19 protein-coding genes are annotated in these 18,155 nt (G+C 48.3%); 16 read left to right on the top strand and 3 right to left on the bottom strand.

Annotated elements, in window-relative coordinates; genetic code table 11:
• Positions 1 to 2 precede the first annotated feature (2 nt).
• The 7 genes from B5G11_RS01570 to B5G11_RS01540 all read left to right on the top strand — a co-directional run bounded on the left by B5G11_RS01570 (position 3) and on the right by B5G11_RS01540 (position 5,692).
• Positions 3 to 1,388 (top strand): HlyD family efflux transporter periplasmic adaptor subunit, encoded by a 1,386-nt coding sequence (locus B5G11_RS01570; RefSeq protein WP_087251933.1) that lies wholly within the window; start codon positions 3 to 5, stop codon positions 1,386 to 1,388.
• Positions 1,389 to 1,413: 25 nt separating this feature from the next.
• Complete coding sequence (locus B5G11_RS01565; protein ID WP_087252087.1) at positions 1,414 to 2,145, top strand: YggS family pyridoxal phosphate-dependent enzyme; 732 nt, start codon at positions 1,414 to 1,416, stop codon at positions 2,143 to 2,145.
• Between the two features lie 14 nt (positions 2,146 to 2,159).
• A complete protein-coding gene (locus B5G11_RS01560) occupies positions 2,160 to 2,714 on the top strand; it encodes a cell division protein SepF (protein WP_087251932.1) in 555 nt (184 codons plus the stop codon).
• 17 nt (positions 2,715 to 2,731) lie between these two features.
• Positions 2,732 to 3,487, top strand: coding sequence for a YlmH/Sll1252 family protein (locus B5G11_RS01555; protein WP_087169363.1), 756 nt, complete (start codon positions 2,732 to 2,734; stop codon positions 3,485 to 3,487).
• Positions 3,488 to 3,509: 22 nt separating this feature from the next.
• Positions 3,510 to 4,040: a signal peptidase II gene (lspA, locus tag B5G11_RS01550; protein ID WP_087169364.1), complete on the top strand. Its 531-nt coding sequence runs from the start codon at positions 3,510 to 3,512 to the stop codon at positions 4,038 to 4,040.
• A complete protein-coding gene (locus tag B5G11_RS01545; RefSeq protein ID WP_087252086.1) occupies positions 4,030 to 4,953 on the top strand; it encodes an RluA family pseudouridine synthase in 924 nt (307 codons plus the stop codon). The genes lspA and B5G11_RS01545 overlap by 11 nt, the downstream gene beginning before the upstream one ends.
• Positions 4,954 to 5,047: 94 nt before the next feature.
• Positions 5,048 to 5,692, top strand: a complete 645-nt coding sequence (locus B5G11_RS01540; protein WP_087251931.1) for a cytidylate kinase-like family protein — start codon at positions 5,048 to 5,050, stop codon at positions 5,690 to 5,692.
• Here the strand turns inward: B5G11_RS01540 and B5G11_RS01535 are convergent.
• Positions 5,689 to 6,438 carry an ATP-binding protein gene (locus tag B5G11_RS01535; protein WP_087251930.1) on the bottom strand — a complete coding sequence of 250 codons (750 nt, stop codon included), beginning with the start codon at positions 6,436 to 6,438 and terminating at the stop codon, positions 5,689 to 5,691. The genes B5G11_RS01540 and B5G11_RS01535 overlap by 4 nt on opposite strands.
• Positions 6,439 to 6,569: 131 nt before the next feature.
• Here B5G11_RS01535 and dtd point away from each other — a divergent pair, with 131 nt between their 5' ends.
• Positions 6,570 to 7,016, top strand: a complete 447-nt coding sequence (gene dtd / locus B5G11_RS01530; RefSeq protein ID WP_087169377.1) for a D-aminoacyl-tRNA deacylase — start codon at positions 6,570 to 6,572, stop codon at positions 7,014 to 7,016.
• A gap of 24 nt (positions 7,017 to 7,040) precedes the next feature.
• Here dtd and B5G11_RS01525 read toward each other — a convergent pair whose 3' ends face one another.
• On the bottom strand, positions 7,041 to 7,706 hold the full coding sequence (locus B5G11_RS01525; RefSeq protein WP_087251929.1) for a YkgJ family cysteine cluster protein: 666 nt from the start codon (positions 7,704 to 7,706) through the stop codon (positions 7,041 to 7,043).
• An 84-nt stretch (positions 7,707 to 7,790) separates the two neighbouring features.
• Here B5G11_RS01525 and B5G11_RS01520 point away from each other — a divergent pair, with 84 nt between their 5' ends.
• Positions 7,791 to 8,351: a CDP-alcohol phosphatidyltransferase family protein gene (locus B5G11_RS01520; protein WP_087169368.1), complete on the top strand. Its 561-nt coding sequence runs from the start codon at positions 7,791 to 7,793 to the stop codon at positions 8,349 to 8,351.
• 12 nt (positions 8,352 to 8,363) lie between these two features.
• On the opposite strand, the gene B5G11_RS01515 is transcribed toward B5G11_RS01520, so the two are convergent.
• Complete coding sequence (locus B5G11_RS01515) at positions 8,364 to 9,647, bottom strand: DUF1576 domain-containing protein (protein WP_087251928.1); 1,284 nt, start codon at positions 9,645 to 9,647, stop codon at positions 8,364 to 8,366.
• Between the two features lie 201 nt (positions 9,648 to 9,848).
• Here B5G11_RS01515 and B5G11_RS01510 point away from each other — a divergent pair, with 201 nt between their 5' ends.
• The 7 genes from B5G11_RS01510 (at position 9,849) to B5G11_RS01480 (ending at position 17,599) form a co-directional block, all read left to right on the top strand.
• Positions 9,849 to 10,691 (top strand): tyrosine-type recombinase/integrase, encoded by an 843-nt coding sequence (locus B5G11_RS01510; protein WP_087252085.1) that lies wholly within the window; start codon positions 9,849 to 9,851, stop codon positions 10,689 to 10,691.
• Positions 10,692 to 10,985: 294 nt separating this feature from the next.
• A complete protein-coding gene (locus B5G11_RS01505; protein WP_087251927.1) occupies positions 10,986 to 11,432 on the top strand; it encodes a hypothetical protein in 447 nt (148 codons plus the stop codon).
• Positions 11,433 to 11,569: 137 nt separating this feature from the next.
• Positions 11,570 to 12,388 carry a hypothetical protein gene (locus B5G11_RS01500; protein WP_087251926.1) on the top strand — a complete coding sequence of 273 codons (819 nt, stop codon included), beginning with the start codon at positions 11,570 to 11,572 and terminating at the stop codon, positions 12,386 to 12,388.
• Positions 12,389 to 12,404: 16 nt separating this feature from the next.
• Positions 12,405 to 13,820 carry a polysaccharide biosynthesis tyrosine autokinase gene (locus B5G11_RS01495; protein WP_087251925.1) on the top strand — a complete coding sequence of 472 codons (1,416 nt, stop codon included), beginning with the start codon at positions 12,405 to 12,407 and terminating at the stop codon, positions 13,818 to 13,820.
• Positions 13,821 to 13,822: 2 nt separating this feature from the next.
• Positions 13,823 to 15,364, top strand: a complete 1,542-nt coding sequence (locus tag B5G11_RS01490; RefSeq protein ID WP_087251924.1) for a polysaccharide biosynthesis tyrosine autokinase — start codon at positions 13,823 to 13,825, stop codon at positions 15,362 to 15,364.
• Complete coding sequence (locus B5G11_RS01485; protein WP_087251923.1) at positions 15,357 to 16,088, top strand: CpsB/CapC family capsule biosynthesis tyrosine phosphatase; 732 nt, start codon at positions 15,357 to 15,359, stop codon at positions 16,086 to 16,088. The genes B5G11_RS01490 and B5G11_RS01485 overlap by 8 nt, the downstream gene beginning before the upstream one ends.
• A gap of 59 nt (positions 16,089 to 16,147) precedes the next feature.
• Positions 16,148 to 17,599 carry a sugar transferase gene (locus B5G11_RS01480; protein WP_087252084.1) on the top strand — a complete coding sequence of 484 codons (1,452 nt, stop codon included), beginning with the start codon at positions 16,148 to 16,150 and terminating at the stop codon, positions 17,597 to 17,599.
• Positions 17,600 to 18,155: the final 556 nt, after the last annotated feature.

Raw genomic sequence — 18,155 nt, 5'->3', positions numbered from 1 at the left:
ATTTGGCAGTCAGAAAGAAAACTACGGATATCAGGTCATACCGCAGAAAATGGAATATCAATATCGGAGTCATTCTGTTTGCCGTTATCCTGATCTATGTGATTGTAGAGTTGGTGGTTTCGGTTACCAACCGGCCGACGACATACTATGAAGTAGGGCAGGGATCGATTATTAAGAATGTATCCTATACCGGATTTGCAGTCCGGACAGAGCAAACCGTGGAGGCGTCGAAAAGCGGCTATCTGAATTTCTATCAGCCCGAGGAATCCAAGATTTCAGCAGGTCAGAGTGTCTGTGCTGTTTCCGATAAGAAACTGGATTTAAGCAACAGGGAGGAAGAGACAGGAGAAACACAGCTTACAGAGGATGAGCAGAGACAGCTTCTGTCTTCGGTCCGCACATTTGCGAACAACTACAGGGAGGCATCTTTTTCCGAGACGTACTCCTTGAAAAGTACGATACAGAATCTGCTTGACCGGAAAACAGACCAGACCAGAACTTCCAGAATGACGGCGGCTCTTGAAGAGCAGGAAGAAGGAAGCTATCAGAACTGTACAAGTGAGAGGGATGGAATTCTTGTCTATGAGGTAGACGGTTATGAGAGCATGACAACCGACCAGGTCACAGACAAGAATTTTGATAAAAGCAGCTATACCAGGACGGAGGTGCATGAGAACCGGAAAGTCAGTGAAGGAGACAGCATGTACAAGATTGTGACAGGAGAAGAATGGTATCTGGTTGTAAGAATGGATGCGGATACGGCAGAGTCTCTGCTGGACCGCAGCAGTGTCAACATCCGTTTTCTAAAAGATGATGAAGAAATGATTGCGGGCCTTCAGATGGAAAAAAAGGACAAGGACACCTATTACGCATACCTGACACTGGACAGTTCGATGATCCGCTACGCATCCGACCGTTATCTGGACATTGAGATTCTCATTGAAAACGCACAGGGACTCAAAATTCCAAAATCCGCGGTTGTGGAAAAGGACTGCTATGAGGTTCCGACAGAATATATTGTGAGCAACGGCGAGACAGATGAGCAGGGCGTGCTTGTCTATAATGACGGGGAAACAAGTTTCCGGGCGGCGGATGTCTACTATACAGATACAGAAAAAAATATGGCATGCATCGAAGCGGAAAATCTGCCAAAGGGCACAGTGATCCAGATGCAGGATTCCAATAATACAAGAACGCTGTCTGAGACAGTCAGCCAGGCAGGGGTCTATGAAGCCGGAAGCGGTTATGCTGTCTTTACCTCCATTGATATCGCGGCTGAAAATGAGGACTACTATATTACCGGAAACGGAAGCAGCAATCAGCTGTCCAACTATGACAGAATTGTCCTGAACGCGGAATCGGTACAGGATGATGAGATTCTTGTATAGCAAAAGCAGAAAGGAAGTAGAAGAGATGGAAACATGTTATGAGCCTGGAGTTGTTACAGAAAATCTCGGGATTGTAGAGGAAAAAATACAAAATGCCTGCAAAAGAAGCGGACGTAAAAGAGAAGATGTTACACTGATCGCGGTCAGCAAAACGAAACCGGCTGCCATGATCCGGGAGGCATACGATGCGGGAATCCGTGTGTTCGGGGAAAACAAAGTACAGGAACTGACGGAAAAATACGAAGAACTTCCGTCCGATATCCGGTGGCACATGATCGGACATCTGCAGAGAAATAAAGTCAAATATATCGTTGACAAAGCCGAGTTGATTCATTCGGTGGATTCCCTCAGACTGCTGGAGACCATTGACCGGGAAGCGGCGAAAAAGCAGGTCACAGCGAAGGTCCTTCTGGAGGTCAATATGGCAAAAGAGGACACAAAATTCGGTCTCATGCCGGAAGATGTCATGGGGTTTATCGATAAAGTTCCGGAGTTCAAAAATGTTACTGTAGAGGGCCTGATGACGATTGCGCCGAATACAGATGACCCGGAGAAAAATCGACAATTTTTTTCTGCGCTTCGGAAATTATCTGTTGACATTGCAGACAAAAACATTGATAATATCCATATGGGCGTACTTTCTATGGGTATGACCAATGATTATGAAGTAGCGATTGAAGAAGGTGCCACAATGGTCCGTGTCGGTACAGGAATCTTTGGTAAAAGAAATTATGCTTTAGATAAGAACACAAGATGATAGGAGTGTAAAAAATGGGTGTATTAGACAAGTTTTTGAATATCATGAAATTAAGTGATGACGACGACGATTATGAGAACGATGATTTCTTTGATGAAGATGACTTAGAGGACTACGAAGAGAAACCGAAAAGAAAACTGTTTGGAAGAGATAAGACGAATGAAGAGACAGAAAATTTCTCTGCAGAAGAAGAGGAAGACTACGAATCCAGACAGACATCTTCTCAGAACAGCAAAGTGACACCTATGAGACGTTCAGGCCGCAGACCGCAGGCTACAGGCATGGAAGTATGTGTGATCAAGCCGAGCTCTGTGGATGACGCAAGAGAGATTACAGAGACACTTTTGAGCGGACGTACTGTAATTCTGAATCTGGAAGGCCTTGATCTTGAGATTGCGCAGCGTATCATTGATTTTACATCAGGCGCGACATTTGCCATTGACGGAAACCTTCAGAAGATTTCCAGTTTCATCTTCCTGCTGACTCCTACAAACGTAGGTATTTCCGGAGATCTTCAGGATCTTCTGAACACATCTTTTGATGTGTCTTCTATCAGCAAAAGATACTAAGAAACCGGTTTCAGAGAATGGAAAGAGAAGAATTAATATTTCAGAAAAGACTGATTGACCTATCCCGCACTGCCTACCAGCGCGGGATTGTGATGTTCAGTGACTTTCTGAATCTGAATGAACTGAATATTCTGCATACGCTGTCAAAGGAGGAGCTGTACTCCGGATACGAGACTTTTGGCGGCTATGCGGCAGCGGAGCGTCAGATGGTTGCTTTTCTACCTGATGCTCTTTGTTATGAGTTTTTTTATCCGTTTTCCATCCTTCGTATCCGCCCGCTGAATCCGAAGTTTTCGGAGGAACTGTCTCACCGGGACTATCTTGGAGCAATTCTGAATCTTGGAATTGAAAGATGCAAGATCGGTGACATTCTCGTGGAAGACCGGGAGGCGGTTGTATTTGTATCGGAAAACATGGCGGACTTTCTTGCGGAAAATCTGACCAGAATCCGTCACACATCTGTAATGGCACAGATTGAGGCACAGCAGGAGTTTCAGTACGAGCCGTCCTTTGAAGAAATACGGGGGACAGTTGCGTCTGTAAGACTGGACAGTCTTCTGGCACTTGCATTTTCTTCCTCGAGAAGCAGACTTTCCGGACTGATTGAAGGGAAAAAGGTGTTTGTAAACGGCAGGCTGATTGTGAGCAACGGGTACCGCCTGAAGGAAGGAGACATTATCTCGGTGCGGGGAATGGGGAAATTCCGTTACGAGGGCGTGCTTTCCGAGACGCGGAAGGGAAGATCCTATGTTGAAGTCCGAAAATATACTTGATTGATGATCACAGGAGAGAGATATGAATAAGAAAAATGGACTGAAAAATTATGTCATGGCAGTGATTCTTGTCATCGTGGCGGTACTGATTGACCAGTATACCAAATATCTGGCAGTCACGCATCTGAAGGACGGTCCTGCCTTTGTCCTGATTGACAACGTGTTTGAACTGAACTATCTGGAAAACAGAGGTGCCGCGTTTGGTCTTCTGCAGAACCGGCAGATCTTTTTCGTGTGCGTTGCCATTCTGATTTTTGCTTTTATTCTTTACTGTTACGTGCGGATTCCGAAGACCGGCCGGTATCTGCCGCTGAGACTTTGCGGAATTTTCATTGTGGCAGGCGCGGCCGGGAATCTGATTGACCGGATTCGTCTTGGATATGTGGTAGATTTCTTCTATTTCCGTCTGATTGACTTTCCGGTATTTAACGTGGCAGATATTTATGTGACGGTATCATTTGCGGTACTGCTTATCCTGATCTTTTTCCGGTACAAGGAGGAGGAGCTGGAGTTTCTTGGAAGAAAGAAAGGAACAGGCACAGATGGAAAATAAAGTGTTGCAGGCGGAGGAATTTGTCGGAGAACGGATCGACAAATTCCTTTCGTGCAGATTGGAGGAAGTATCACGCTCTTATATTCAGAAGCTGATCAAAGAGGGCCATGTGAGTGTAAACGGAAAGCCTGTAAAGGCAAACTATAAACTGGGGGCAGGCGATGAAATCTCGGTGGAGATCCCGGAAGCGAAGGAGCCGGATATCCTTCCGGAAGACATCCCGCTTGATATTCTTTATGAGGATCAGGATATTCTGGTCGTCAACAAACCGAAAGGGATGGTTGTCCACCCGGCGGCGGGGCATTACAGCGGGACGCTTGTCAATGCACTGATGTATCATTGCAAAGACAGCCTTTCGGGGATCAATGGCGTGATGCGTCCGGGAATTGTACACCGGATCGATATGGATACGACAGGCTCCCTTCTGGTATGCAAAAATGATGAGGCCCACCGGATTCTTGCGGAGCAGCTGAAAGAGCATACGATCCGCAGGGAATACCATGCGATTGTATACGGGAATATCAAAGAAGACACCGGAACCGTGGACGCGCCGATCGGGCGTCACCCGACAGACCGGAAAAAGATGAGCATCAACCATAAAAATGGAAAACAGGCTGTGACCCATTATGAGGTGTTGGAGCGTTTTGGAAATTTCACCTACATCCGCTGCCGTCTCGAGACGGGGCGTACCCACCAGATTCGTGTCCATATGGCATCGCTTCATCATCCGCTTCTCGGGGATGAAGTGTACGGACCGTCCTCCAGACCTCCTTTTCCAGGGCTGAAAGGGCAGGTGCTGCATGCGAAGATTCTGGGAATTTATCATCCGGCAACGGGAGAATACATGGAATTCGATGCCCCTCTTCCGCAATATTTTGTTGATTTATTGCAAAAACTAAGAAGAAAAAGTTAAATTTTTGGTAAAGTTATATACATTTTGCTCAATTTGATATATAATAGTCCTATCGATAGCTTGACAGCTGACTGGTTAAAGGAGCGTGATGTATATGTCAAAAACAAATACAATTATTACAATCGGGAGAGAGTTTGGCAGCGGTGGACACGAGATCGGCGAGCGTCTTTCCGAGAAGCTGGAGATCCCATTTTATGATAAAGAAATGCTGGATCGTGCATCCAAAGACAGTGGAATTGCAGAGGAACTTTTAAAGGCACACGATGAGAAGCCGACAAGCAGTTTTCTCTATTCTCTGGTAATGGATACCTATTCACTCGGATATAAATCAGGGAGCTACTCTGACATGCCGATCAACCATAAGATCTTCCTCGCACAGTTTGACGCGATTAAAAAGCTTGCCGAAGAAGGACCTTGCATTTTGATCGGAAGATGCGCGGACTATGCGCTGGAGGATTACCGGAATGTCCTGTCTGTCTTTATCCATGCGGACACAGCAAAGCGGGCCAAACGAATCAGCCGGATGTATGACATGACAGAGGCGAAAGCGAAGGAAATGATTATCAAGACGGACAAAAAGCGCGGCAGCTACTATAACTATTACACTAACAAGAAATGGTCGGCGGTTCAGAGCTATGATGTCTGCCTTGACAGCGGAAAGCTTGGCATCGACGGATGTGTTGATGCGATCATAGAGATCGTAAAAATCAAAGAAGCAACGAAAAAAGCAGTTCTTTAAGAACTGCTTTTTACTTCCTCTCTTGTCAGCCGTACCGGCCAGCCTTCAATATTTCCATTTATAATTGCGGTAAACATGCGCTGCTTTGCACCCGGATGGTCAAGCTCCAGCTGGTGAATCAGATCTTTGGCATACTGCCGTTTTGTCAGCCCGTCCACCGGACAGCGGCTCTTTTCGACAGGAAGCTCATATTTTCTCTGAAATCCGATGACATCCGCTTCATTGACATACATCATTGGACGGATAACAGTCAGATCCATACGGTCCAGATAGGATTTCGGAGAGAAAGAGTGGAACCGTCCCTCAAAAATCAGAGAAAGAATCATCGTCTCGACAATATCATCCTTATGATGGGCATAGGCAACCTTGTTGCAGCCCAGTTTCTTCACTGCTTCATTGAGCGCGCCTTTGCGCATCTTGGCGCAGAGCGAACATGGATTGCTTTCCTTGCGTTCCTCAAACAGAATCCTTGCAATATCCGTTTTTACTACATGGTATGGCACATCCAGCTCTTGGCAGAGTGCCTCAATCTTCTCTGTATGAAACTTCTCATAGCCAAGGTCCACCGTGATGGCAATCAGGTCAAACGGCCTCGGATAAAAACGCCGCAGACCGGCGAGCGCGTAGAGAAGTGTCAGACTGTCCTTGCCTCCGGAAATTCCGACGGCAATCTTGTCTCCTGCTTCGATCATCTGGTATTCGTCCACAGCTTTCCGTGTAAAGCTGAGCAGCTGCTGTAATTTCATGTCTCATCCTCATTTCCAAATTTCATCATACTGTATCAATATATCTTATTTATTGCGGAAATACAAGGTATTTCTTGCAGAACAGACAAAAAAACGGTAAGATAGATAGGAGAAAAAAAGGAGTGAAAAAGATGAAATTTGTAATTCAAAGAGTTCTTGAGAGCTCGGTAACCGTTGATGGAGAAACCATCGGAAGTATTGGAAAGGGATTTATGGTCCTGATCGGTGTCGGAAAGGAAGACACAAAAGAGACCGCGGACAAGATGGTAAAAAAGCTGACCGGAATGCGGATCTTTGAAGATGAAAATGGCAAGACGAACCTGTCCCTGGCGGATGTGGGAGGAAGTCTGCTTTTGATTTCCCAGTTCACCCTGTATGCCAACTGCAAGAAAGGAAACCGGCCAAGCTTTATCGAGTCCGGCGATCCAAAAGCGGCAGAGGAGCTGTACGAATATATCATTGAGTCCTGCAAGGCTCAGGTACCGGTCGTAGAAAGAGGGAGATTCGGTGCAGATATGAAAGTCTCCCTCATCAATGACGGACCGTTTACGATCGTTCTGGATTCCAGAGAACTGTAAAAGACCTGAAGGCATAAGCTGGTCTTATGCCAGGTGAAAGAGCTTCTTACACGTCTCGTACCGCTCCTGGAACGCTTCATAAAAGCCTTCTTCCGGGTACGGGGTCAGGTAGAAGTTCTGGAGCACATACATGGATACCTGTTTCTGATAGGATTCATCTCCTGCCCGCTCGATATGGGTCTGCAGATCCATCAGAAGGTAGTGCCAGCTGCACACATAGTCTTCATAGCGAGGCAGATCCGGGATGTCAAGCCACTTTTTTATCCGGATTTTGGAACGGTGGTTCTTTTCACACTCTTTCGTCTGAAGAAAGTAGGAAAAAGAACCATCCTCATACAGTCTTCCAAGAGGAAAGAGCCGGCAGAAGCCGGGACGGAATGCGTGAATCCGGCATCGGCCCTCCCCGGACAGAAACGGGCAGCAGTCCCGTTTTCCGGTCATCTTCAGATGCGGGAGAATGATGCCGTCCACAACGGAAAGATCAACAGCGCGAAGGAGAAGCTCCTCCGGCTTCAGGCCGGTACCACGGTACAGCTGGTCCATGTCATAAGGGTCAAGGATGATGGAATCTCCCATTCCCTGACAGCAGTCCGAGCATCCGCGGCATCCGCCGCAGTCGGCACGTACCAGATCATTGGAAGTATAGAGGTTTCCGTCAGAGATTTCATTTAGATCAATATTTCGCAGCATAAAATGCCTCCTTGTTGCCTGTCATTGTATTATCACTATTTTAAACAAAGAAGAGGGGGCCTGTCAAACCAGAACGGAGGGAATATGAAGCATTTTTCAAAAAAAGAACTGTTATCGATACCGAACTGCATGGGATATTTTAGGATTCTTCTGATCCCGGTATTTTGTATTGTATACTTACGTGCGGATTCCATTCAGGAGGAATATCAGGCGGCGGCGATTCTCCTGATCTCCACCATCACCGATTTCCTGGACGGGAAAGTTGCAAGACATTTCAATATGATTACCGAATTCGGGAAATTTCTGGATCCTGTGGCGGACAAACTGACCCATGCGGCAGTGGCTGTCTGTCTCGCATTCCGTTACCCCCTGATGCGTTACCTGATCCTTCTGATGATCATAAAGGAGGGATTTATGGCTGTGATGGGAGCATGGAATCTGAAACACGGGCAGAAGCTAAACGGGGCAAAATGGTTTGGAAAAGTATGTACTGCCACCTTGTTTCTACTGCTTCTGGCGCTGGTGGTATTTCCCTGGATCCCCAGACAGACAGCAGATTTCTTTATTCTCGCTGAAATGGTGATCATGTTTCTGACACTTATTCTCTACATACCGGAATTTCAAAAAATGCATAAGGAATGGTAAGCAAGGCGGCCTCTAAAGAGAGAGGTCGCCTTTTGCGCGCGCTCTTCTGGAGCGGATGGAACGGATCACCGGAACCATGAAGATGGCAACAATTCCTCCGGCAAATCCATTATTATACAAATTCATACTATCATAAAGAATTCCAACATTTAATGCTACAGAAGACTGAAGAAATCCGGCGAGGAGACCGGCTACAATCCCGAATTCCCCGGCGATCGGGGCAAGAGTCGTAGAAAACAGAAGAGCAAGCATCGGTGACGGATCGTTGATATTCCACTCTTTTGTTACGCTGGCCAAAATAACGCCGATCATGATCGGGGCAATATTAAAGAGGTGCTTCCCGGTGGCGGAAAATCCGACGATCGTGAAAATACCGCCGATGGTCGGACCATTGAGATCTCCGCCCAAAATCAGCACAAGAAACATGGCGAAAAATCCGTTGATTCCCATATTGAGAAGAACAGGCGCTTTCCCTTCCTGTTTCAGATAATCAGTTCCTGAGATTCCGCTGCATTTAAGGATTTTTTTATAGGAAGCAAACAGCTGCTTTCGGTCCAGAAGAAAGGCAGATAAAATCATGATCAGGAACAGTGCCCCCAAAATGATGGAAAACTCCAGATTACTTCCTGTATGCCAGATCAGCCGGGATTCTGCTTCAATTCCAAAGGATTTGAATAAAGAGATGATGACTGTCGCAATGATACCGGAAGAAAAACCGACGTTATACAAAGAGTAACCTTGATGAGCATAGTGAACATGGGTAGACAATGGAGGCAGAACAAAACCAATGCTGATACCGATAGCAAAGCTTAAAAAGACCCGGACGGGCAATGATAATCCTTCGAACTGCATTACCTGAGTAATGATCGGTGAAAGACTGGTTCCATATAGCCCTACATACAGGTAATTCCGGATCGAAGTTTTGTGATAGTGGGCATACAGGTAGACGCCCAGAAGAATTGTCCAGATGTTGACAACATTTTTTCCAAACAAAGAAAAGCCAAAGATCAGGCAGCAGGAGGTGATGGTATGACCGTCGATTTCCATATGCAGAAGATAAAGAACCAGTAGTAAAAGCAGCGTAATGAGACCGGCATTCAGAAAAGCGGCTCCGATTCCGCCGATTACGAAATAATCTGTAATCAGAAAATCAGGCTCGCGGATAATCGAATAAAGACCGGAGAGAATCTGCGAAGGTGGCTGCATAAATAGTCCCACAATGATAAAATAGGCGGGAAAAACTGCCAGCAGAAGATAACTCTGGCGGCGGGAAAGCGTTTTTTTCATGTAGAGCATCCTTTCTTAGATGTAATTATTAACTTTATTATATCGAAAATCAGCCATATGGTAAAGAAAAATAAAAAAAATGCAAAAAGACTGAACCAAAACAGAGATAGATTCAGTCTTTTTTTATATACAGCAAAATTTACAAAGGCAGGATTAGTGGAAGGCAGAGCTGAAGATACTAAAGAGAAAACACAAAAGGAAGGAATACTTATGGAAGGGAAACGTATTACACAAAAGTCATTGAAAGAGTATGAAATCTTCCTGATCCAGGAAGAAAAAAGCCGGGCTACGATTGAGAAGTATATGAGAGAGCTTCAGATTTTATCCGCTTTTCTTGGCGGCGCAAAAGTCTCAAAACAGAAAATCCTCGAATACCGGGAGAGGCTGATTCGATCCTACCAGCCAAAGACCGTAAACGCAAAGCTCTCTGCGGTCAATTCCTATCTGGAATTTACAGGCTGTCAAACCTGCACGGTAAAGCTCCTGAAGATTCAGAGACAGGCATTTATCGATGAAGAGAGAGAACTCTCCGAGCAGGAGTACAGACGTCTGCTGATGGCAGCAAGGAACCGCCCGAATCTTCGGCTTTACTATGTGATTCTGACGATCTGCGGCACCGGGATCCGGGTCGGAGAACTGAAATTCATCACGGTAGAGGCGCTGAAATGCGGCAGGGTACAGATTCACCTGAAAGGGAAGGATCGAACCATTTTGCTGCCAAAGAAGCTAAAAAAGAAACTGCGGACCTACGTAAACAATCAGGGCATTCAGAGTGGACCGATCTTTCAGACAAGAACCGGCAAACCACTGGACCGGAGCAATATCTGCCATGAAATGAAAGCCATCTGTGAAGAGGCCGGCGTAGACAAAACGAAGGTCTTTCCACACAACCTGAGGCATCTGTTCGCCCGCTGCTTTTACGCGGTAGAAAAAAATCTCGCTCTCCTTGCAGACATCCTCGGACACTCCTCCATTGAGACAACCAGGATTTATGTGGCGGAAGGAATCCGTAAACAGGAACGCATTATCAAAAAAATGAGATTAATCGTATAAAAAATACCACAGAATGGTTATTCCGTGGTAAAAAAATACATAACAAAACATTTTTTCTCTAGCATGTTTCATTTTAATATTGTAGGGAAGAGAAGTCAATAGTTTTTTTGCATGCAAAGAAGCCCGTTTGCTTTTTCCAGGAAAGCGGGCGTAGGCATGTTGCGCTATTTTTTTGAAAAAGGAGGGCAGATCGACATTCCGGGGCTGTGACAAAATGGCACAGTCCCTTATTTTTTGCCGTTTTTCATGGCAGTTACCACGGAATAACCATTCTGTGGTAACGGATGCACAGAAATGAAAAGCAGGCGGGATGGCGAGATGGAGAAAAGAAGCAGAAATCTGGTGTTTAAACCGGAAAAAGTAAGGCTTGGCCAGAAAGAATTGCTGGTCTGGGAAAGAGACCCGGAGAAGGGACTGATCTGCCGGACGATTCCCTATAACACCATGGTCCTTGTCTATCCGGAAGTCCATGACGAGAAAACCGGAGAGATCATCACGCCGGAAATCCAGGATATCACAAAGGATATGAAGGGCAGCCTGATCATCTGGGATCTGGAACGGAAGATGTTCCGAATCGACCTGTCTGATCAGAAGGAAAGTGCAGGGACCGTATTTATCCGGCTTGCCAGACACATTCCTTTCGCATTCCTGGGTTATACCCCGTGGATACAGATTCAGAATGATCAGGATTTCAGACAGATGCTGAAGATGATTGCCCTTAATAAGGAACTGAATTCATAATTCATAAAATCTGCGCAATGTTTTCTATAGCATGTATATGCGACAGCATCAAAACATATGACAAAACAAGAACAAACAGGAAAGGAACGACATCTGGGGAAGGCAGCAGGGGAAATTAAGAGACAGGAGAAAACAAGATGAGATATATACGAATACTGGTTGTCATCCTTTTTATCGCAAGCCTTGGAATCTACGGGGCGGCCCGGATCCGGGAACGGGCATCCGAAGATCCGACCAGGCCGGTCATCACAAGCGACCGGGAGGAGCTGGAGATTTCCACCTTCTATGAGGAAAGCGACCTGCTGGCAGGGCTGACCGCCGAGGATGAACGGGACGGAGATCTGACAGACCAGATAATGGCAGGCAACTTTTCCCAGTTCATTGAACCGGGGGTGTGCAACCTGACCTATGTGGTCTTTGACTCCTCCAACCAGGCGGAGACCCTGACCCGGAGAGTCCGCTTCATCGACTACGAGGCACCGAAATTTACCCTGACCCAGCCCCTGGTCTTTGCGGTGGGAGCGGAAAATAATGCCCGGAGCTATGTCCATGCAACAGACCAGATCGACGGAGATATTTCCTCCATGATCAAGCTGCTGGAGAGCAACGTGGACTACCGGACCGCCGGGGACTATACGATTCAGGTGGAAGTCTCCAACAGCCTGGGCGACACCACACAGGCGGAACTTCCGGTCCATATCGTGGAGGCGTCCCGGCTCAGCACGGACATTCACCTGACCCAGTACCTGATCTATGTGAAACAGGGAACAGAGTTCCATCCGGAAGACTACATCGACTATGTGGAAGACATGGACGGCAACCAGCTGGATGCAGACAGCCTGTCCATCAGTTCCCAGGTCAACACCGGGGAGGCGGGGATCTATCAGGTCCGCTACCAGACAGACGGTGACACCGGCAGAGGAGAAACCTGGCTGACCGTCGTCGTACGGGAGTAAGAAGGAGAGAGACCAGATGAAGAACGAAGTAAGAGAAATAAAACTAGATGAAATCAACATCCTGTGCATCATCCGGGACCTGCTGAAAAATATATGGGTGATCCTTCTGGCGGCAGCGGCAGGGTGGCTGGCGGCGGCCGGCGTCATGAGCCTTCTGTATGTACCGGAGTTCACCGCCCAGGCCACCCTGGCAGTCAGCGCCAAGGGCGACAGCAGCGCCTACTCGTCCCTGTCCCTGACCAACCAGATGGCTGGAGTCTTCAGCGAAGTCTTCGACAGCAACGTGTTAAAAGAAAAGATTGCAGAAGAGCTCGGTGAAGATTCCATTGATGAGACCATTCAGGCAAGCGTGATTGAGGAGACAAACCTGATCACCCTGCAGGTCACCAGCGAAAATCCAAGAAGAGCGTATCAGGTGATCCAGTCCGCCATTCAGAATTACGATGAAGTGTCGGACTACCTCTTTTCCAACGCCATGCTCCGGATTGTGCAGGAACCATCGGTTCCTTATGCACCGTCCAATGTCAGGAACAGCTCCCGCATCCAGAAGCTTGCGGCTCTGGCAGGGGCAGCAGGATCCGGCGGACTCATTGTCCTCCTTTCCATCCTGCGCTTTACCGTGAAAACAAGAGAAGGAGCCAAACGGAACCTGGACGGACGGATTCTGGAGTTGATTCCCTACGAGCGGAAAAATAAAACCATCCGGGGAGCGCTGAAAAAGCTGAACAAGTCCATCCTGATCTCTTCCAGCCTGGTCAGTATGTCCTTCGGGGAAGCGGTCCGAAAGACCGCGACCCGGATTGACCACCACATGCGCAGGAGAGACCAGAAGGTGCTGATGGTGACCAGCGTGGCAGAAAACGAAGGCAAGTCCTCCGTGGCGGCCAACCTGGCCCTGGCCCTTGCGGAAAAAGGCCGGAAAGTCCTCCTCATTGACGTGGACCTGAAGAAGCCGGCCCTTTACAAAGTGTTTGAAAAAAAGGAAGAAAACCGGAAATATTTATCGGATTATCTGGACAAAAAGGCAGAGATTAAAGACGTGCTGATCTATGAGAAAAAGGAAAAGATCTGTACCGTCTTTCAGGAAAAGAGCATCCATAATGCGGCCCGCTATCTGGATTCGCCGGAGATGAGGGCGCTGGTGGATGCCGGACGCAAAAAGATGGACTACGTCATCTTGGATACGCCGCCCATGTCCGTATCCAGTGATGCAGAACTTATGCTGAAGATGGCGGACAATGCAGTGCTGATCGTCCGCCAGGACTGGACCGATGTCCGGGCGGCCAATGACGCCTCGGATACGATCCGCCAGGCAGGCGTGGACTTTACCGGTTTCATTTTAAATGCCTTTTTGAAAGAACATCCGTGGACTTCCCTCCGGGAACATTCCTACTACGGATACGGCAGAAATTTTGACAGCGGGGAGGTGTAAGGATGGCAGAGCAAGATCGTTACGGCGGAAACAGCCAGAACCTGTCCCGGAAGATCGAGGAAGACGATGCGATCGACCTGAGGACCCTGTTCTGGAACGTGATCCAGGGGATTTTGAAGTTCTGGTGGCTGATTCTCCTGCTGGCGGCAGTGGGAGCAGGCGCCTTCTATCTGAGGGCCACCCGCCTGTTTTACACGCCCATGTACCAGTCCTCCGCCACCTTTACGGTGCTGACGGGAGGCACGATGGACACCGAGAACAGTACTTATAACTTTTATTATGATACCAACACAGTCGGACAGCTGGCCAAGACCTTTCCTTATATTTTAAGCAGCAGCCTTCTGACAGAGGCCATTGAGGAAGATCTGGGGGTGGACGCAGTCAACGGAAGAATTTCCGCCCAGGCGGTCTCCGATTCCAACATGATTACCATGACTGTGACCAGCAACAGTCCGGAAGACGCCCGGGCGATTCTGGAATCCACCATCAAGGTGTACCCAGATGTGGTACGGTTTGTCATCGGAGATACGAGATTCAGCATGATCGATGAGCCAACGACTCCAACGGAGCCGTACAACCGGCCAAGCTATCTGGATCAGATCCTAAAAGGCGCCCTGTTCGGAGCGGGATCAGGATTTCTACTCATCTGCCTGTGCGCCCTTTTCAAGAAAACCGTACAGAAGCCGGAAGAGCTGAACAGTGTTATGAGCCTGTCCTGTATTGCCAACATTCCGGAAGTCTCGAAAAAACTCCGGAAGAAACAGGATACCCGCTGGATCCAGATGCAGGACAGCCGGACGCCTCAGGCATTCCGGGAGAATATCCAGAGCCTGCAGATCCGGATCTCCCGGGAACTGGAAGAAAAGGGAGGCAAGGTACTGGTACTGACCAGCACCTTGCCGGGGGAAGGAAAATCCACCCTGGCCTATAATCTGGCCATTGCAGCAGCATCCCATGGGGTGAAAGTCCTGTTTGTTGACGCAGACCTGCGCAAGAAGGCAGACCGGAAGCATCTGACCGAAGAGAAAGGCCGGGGCCTTGCCTCGGTAGTAACCGGAAAATGCAGCCTTCAGGAAGCCGTCTACCGGGAAGAAGAGACCGGAGTCGATTTCCTGGGCGGAAGCAAACCGGTCAAAGGAGTGCAGCAGATCCTCAATCACAGCAGTTTCCATGAGGTCATAAAAGAGATGAAAGCTCAGTGGGATCTGATCCTTTTGGATGCGCCGCCAACAGAAATGTTTGAAGACGCCAGCATTCTGGCGGAGCAGGCGGACGGCATCCTGTATGTGATCCGTTACGATCAGGTACAGAAACGCCGGATTCTGGACAGTATTTCCGGGCTGGAAGACAGCAGCGCACCGCTGCTGGGATACGTGTTCAACGGTGTTCCGGTTCACCGGGGCGGCTATGGCTACTATGGTTATGGACGCTACGGGTACGGCTACTATGGCTATGGATCCTACGGGTATGGAGAACGGAAGAACCGGGAACGCATTTCTGCGGAAGAAGACCGCGGCCGGAACAGGAGGGCGAAGGATGATTGATCTGCATGCCCATCTGCTTCCGGGACTGGACGATGGAGCCCGTTCCTGGGAGGAAGCCGTGGAAATGGCACAGACAGCGGCAGAATCCGGCATCGAGACGGCGGCAGCCACCTGCCACGCCAATCTGCCGGGTAGAGTGACGGCCGGACTTGCAAGAGAATACCGAAAACGGCTGGAGAAGATGAACACGCTGCTGAAAGAATACCGGATCCCGCTGGAACTGATAGAGGGAATGGAGATCATGGATGGTCCGGATCTTATCCGGAAACTGAAACGGGAGGAACTCCTTACCATCAACCGCAGCCGGTATGTGCTGGTGGAAACCCGGCTGGATGCGCCGGCATGGCAGATTTACCGCATGCTGGACCACCTGCTGGAAGGGGAGTATCTACCGATTCTGGCACACCCGGAACGGTACCGCTGTGTACAGCGGATTCCGGCCCACACAAGAGAGTGGACCGACATGGGAGCGGCGCTGCAGATCGATAAAGGAAGTGTCTTCGGACGATTCGGGGCGGCCGCCATGGACGCAGCAGGCTATATGCTGGGCCGGGGTCTCGCCCATCTGGCCGCTTCCGACGCCCATCGTGCGGACATGCGTACCATGCGGCTGACACCGCTTCGAGACCTGCTGGCAGCACGATACGGCAACGAATGCCCGGAACTCCTTCTGCGGGAAAATCCGGGACGGGTGCTTTCCGGAGAACCCATTCTCCGGTTTTGACGGACCGCACATGGATGAGAGAAAAAACGAGGAACATCACACAGGAGAAAGAGGAAGACATGTATAAGAAAAGTGCAAAAGGCTGGTTCAAACATAGCGATTTTATCCTGCTGGACCTGATCTGCCTGCAGGCGGCATTTATCCTTGCCTACCTGATCCGGCACAGGACAGGCAGCCCGTATGAATCGCAGTTATATCTGAATATGGCAATCTTTCTGGAACTGGCCGACGTGGTGGTGATGTTCTTCTTTGAAACCTTTAAAAATGTCCTGAAACGGGGGTATTACCTGGAGTTTGCCGTAACCCTGAAACATGTGGTGCTGGTACTGCTGTTTGCAACTTTGTACCTGTTTACCATTCAGGAAGCAGAGAATTACTCTAGAATCGTATTATATCTGACCGGTGTAATCGATCTGTTTCTTACCTATGCAGTACGGCTCCTCTGGAAGCGGATGCTCCGGAAGAAAATGCGGATCGGAGGCGACAGGTCCCTCCTGATCGTCACCACCGACCGGGCTGCACTGGATGTGGTTTTAAGTATTAAGCATCACAACTATGAAATGTACAACCTGGCGGGGCTGGTGATTGTGGACCGGGATATCGTGGGGGAGGACGTAGGCGGACTGCCGGTGGTGGCCAATGTGGACACGGCGCCGGAGTATGTGTGTCGGGCCTGGATTGATGAAGTGCTTCTGATTCCGGGAGATGGGGAAAACCTTCCCCAGAGCATGGTGGACAAGCTGGTGGAAACCGGAGTGACAGTACACTTCAACATTTCCCAGACCTCCAATCAGATGGGGAAGAAACCGCTGGTGGAGAAGATTGGAAACTATCTGGTGCTGACTACCAGCATTAATTACACAACCGACAAACAGGCATTCCTGAAACGGTGCCTGGACATCGCAGGCGGACTGGTGGGCTGCATACTGACAGGAATTTTATTTGTCTTTATCGCTCCGGCCATTTACATCCAGTCGCCGGGACCGATCTTTTTCTCACAGGTAAGGGTGGGAAAAAACGGCAAGAAATTTAAAATGTATAAGTTCCGGAGCATGTACCTGGATGCGGAGGAACGGAAACAGGAACTGATGAAAGAAAACCGAGTGAAAGACGGCATGATGTTCAAGCTGGACTTTGACACCCGCGTGATTGGAAACAAGATCCTGCCGGACGGCAGGAAGAAGACCGGGATCGGACACCTGATCCGGGTGACATCGATTGATGAATTCCCGCAGTTTTTCAACGTGCTGAAGGGCGATATGTCCCTGGTGGGGACCAGGCCCCCGACGCTGGATGAGTGGGAAAAATATGAACTGCACCACCGGGCAAGGCTTGCCATCAAACCGGGGATTACGGGCATGTGGCAGGTGAGCGGCCGGAGCGAGATCACGGACTTTGAGGAAGTGGTCCGGCTGGATACGGAATACATCACCGACTGGAGTGTGGGGATGGACTTCCGGATTCTGCTGAAGACGGTACTTGCGGTGGTGAAAAAAGAAGGAGCGATGTGATAGGAGAGATGGAGATGCAGAGGGATAAAAATGAGAAGTATACCATTGCTGTTGCCGGAATGGGATAAGAATATTCTTTTCAGCTCGGAGTTTTTAGGGAGTTAAAAGTGTTATGTGATAATGGATAGCCTAAATTTTTAGTTGGTTAGGAAAAAGGTATAAGGACAGAAAAACTAATGAAAATGAGCTTGAAAAGAGTATTTTTGTGTAGAAGATAGTGATTTTTTCATTATAAAGCGAAAGCCATGGCATAAAGGATGATGCCCGCACGGTAAAAAGCTTGATTTTACTAGGATTTTTAGAATATGTTCGTTATATAATGGAAGGTTCGAGCGAATGATATTAATTGCATGGCAATCGGCATTTTTGTTTACTATGTATGAAGGCTGATAAAGAAACAAAGGGGAACCACGAGAGGAGTTATATAAGGCAAAAGATGGTCCTATGTCAAGATTTAGCGCAAGTTAAAATGAGAAATTTATCCTCATCTTAACTTACTAAGAGCAGTTCGTTTGTCTGTGTCTGCTCATATAGTTTTTCAAAGTCATTTGGTGAC

The organism is Drancourtella sp. An57 (assembly GCF_002161525.1).
Lineage (GTDB): Bacteria > Bacillota > Clostridia > Lachnospirales > Lachnospiraceae > Sellimonas > Sellimonas catena.
Note: the sequence above shows the minus strand (reverse complement) of the source record. Positions and strands in the feature narration are given on the sequence as shown.

Coding starts and splice junctions, on each gene's coding strand:
- B5G11_RS01565 (WP_087252087.1), top strand. CDS start 1,414: ATGGAAACATGTTATGAGCCTGGAGTTGTTACAGAAAATCTCGGGATT.
- B5G11_RS01555 (WP_087169363.1), top strand. CDS start 2,732: ATGGAAAGAGAAGAATTAATATTTCAGAAAAGACTGATTGACCTATCC.
- B5G11_RS01505 (WP_087251927.1), top strand. CDS start 10,986: ATGAAAAGCAGGCGGGATGGCGAGATGGAGAAAAGAAGCAGAAATCTG.
- B5G11_RS01515 (WP_087251928.1), bottom strand. CDS start 9,647: ATGCTCTACATGAAAAAAACGCTTTCCCGCCGCCAGAGTTATCTTCTG.
- B5G11_RS01485 (WP_087251923.1), top strand. CDS start 15,357: ATGATTGATCTGCATGCCCATCTGCTTCCGGGACTGGACGATGGAGCC.
- B5G11_RS01510 (WP_087252085.1), top strand. CDS start 9,849: ATGGAAGGGAAACGTATTACACAAAAGTCATTGAAAGAGTATGAAATC.
- B5G11_RS01490 (WP_087251924.1), top strand. CDS start 13,823: ATGGCAGAGCAAGATCGTTACGGCGGAAACAGCCAGAACCTGTCCCGG.
- B5G11_RS01525 (WP_087251929.1), bottom strand. CDS start 7,706: ATGCTGCGAAATATTGATCTAAATGAAATCTCTGACGGAAACCTCTAT.
- B5G11_RS01535 (WP_087251930.1), bottom strand. CDS start 6,438: ATGAAATTACAGCAGCTGCTCAGCTTTACACGGAAAGCTGTGGACGAA.
- B5G11_RS01540 (WP_087251931.1), top strand. CDS start 5,048: ATGTCAAAAACAAATACAATTATTACAATCGGGAGAGAGTTTGGCAGC.
- B5G11_RS01545 (WP_087252086.1), top strand. CDS start 4,030: ATGGAAAATAAAGTGTTGCAGGCGGAGGAATTTGTCGGAGAACGGATC.
- B5G11_RS01480 (WP_087252084.1), top strand. CDS start 16,148: ATGTATAAGAAAAGTGCAAAAGGCTGGTTCAAACATAGCGATTTTATC.
- B5G11_RS01495 (WP_087251925.1), top strand. CDS start 12,405: ATGAAGAACGAAGTAAGAGAAATAAAACTAGATGAAATCAACATCCTG.
- lspA (WP_087169364.1), top strand. CDS start 3,510: ATGAATAAGAAAAATGGACTGAAAAATTATGTCATGGCAGTGATTCTT.
- B5G11_RS01500 (WP_087251926.1), top strand. CDS start 11,570: ATGAGATATATACGAATACTGGTTGTCATCCTTTTTATCGCAAGCCTT.
- B5G11_RS01520 (WP_087169368.1), top strand. CDS start 7,791: ATGAAGCATTTTTCAAAAAAAGAACTGTTATCGATACCGAACTGCATG.
- dtd (WP_087169377.1), top strand. CDS start 6,570: ATGAAATTTGTAATTCAAAGAGTTCTTGAGAGCTCGGTAACCGTTGAT.
- B5G11_RS01560 (WP_087251932.1), top strand. CDS start 2,160: ATGGGTGTATTAGACAAGTTTTTGAATATCATGAAATTAAGTGATGAC.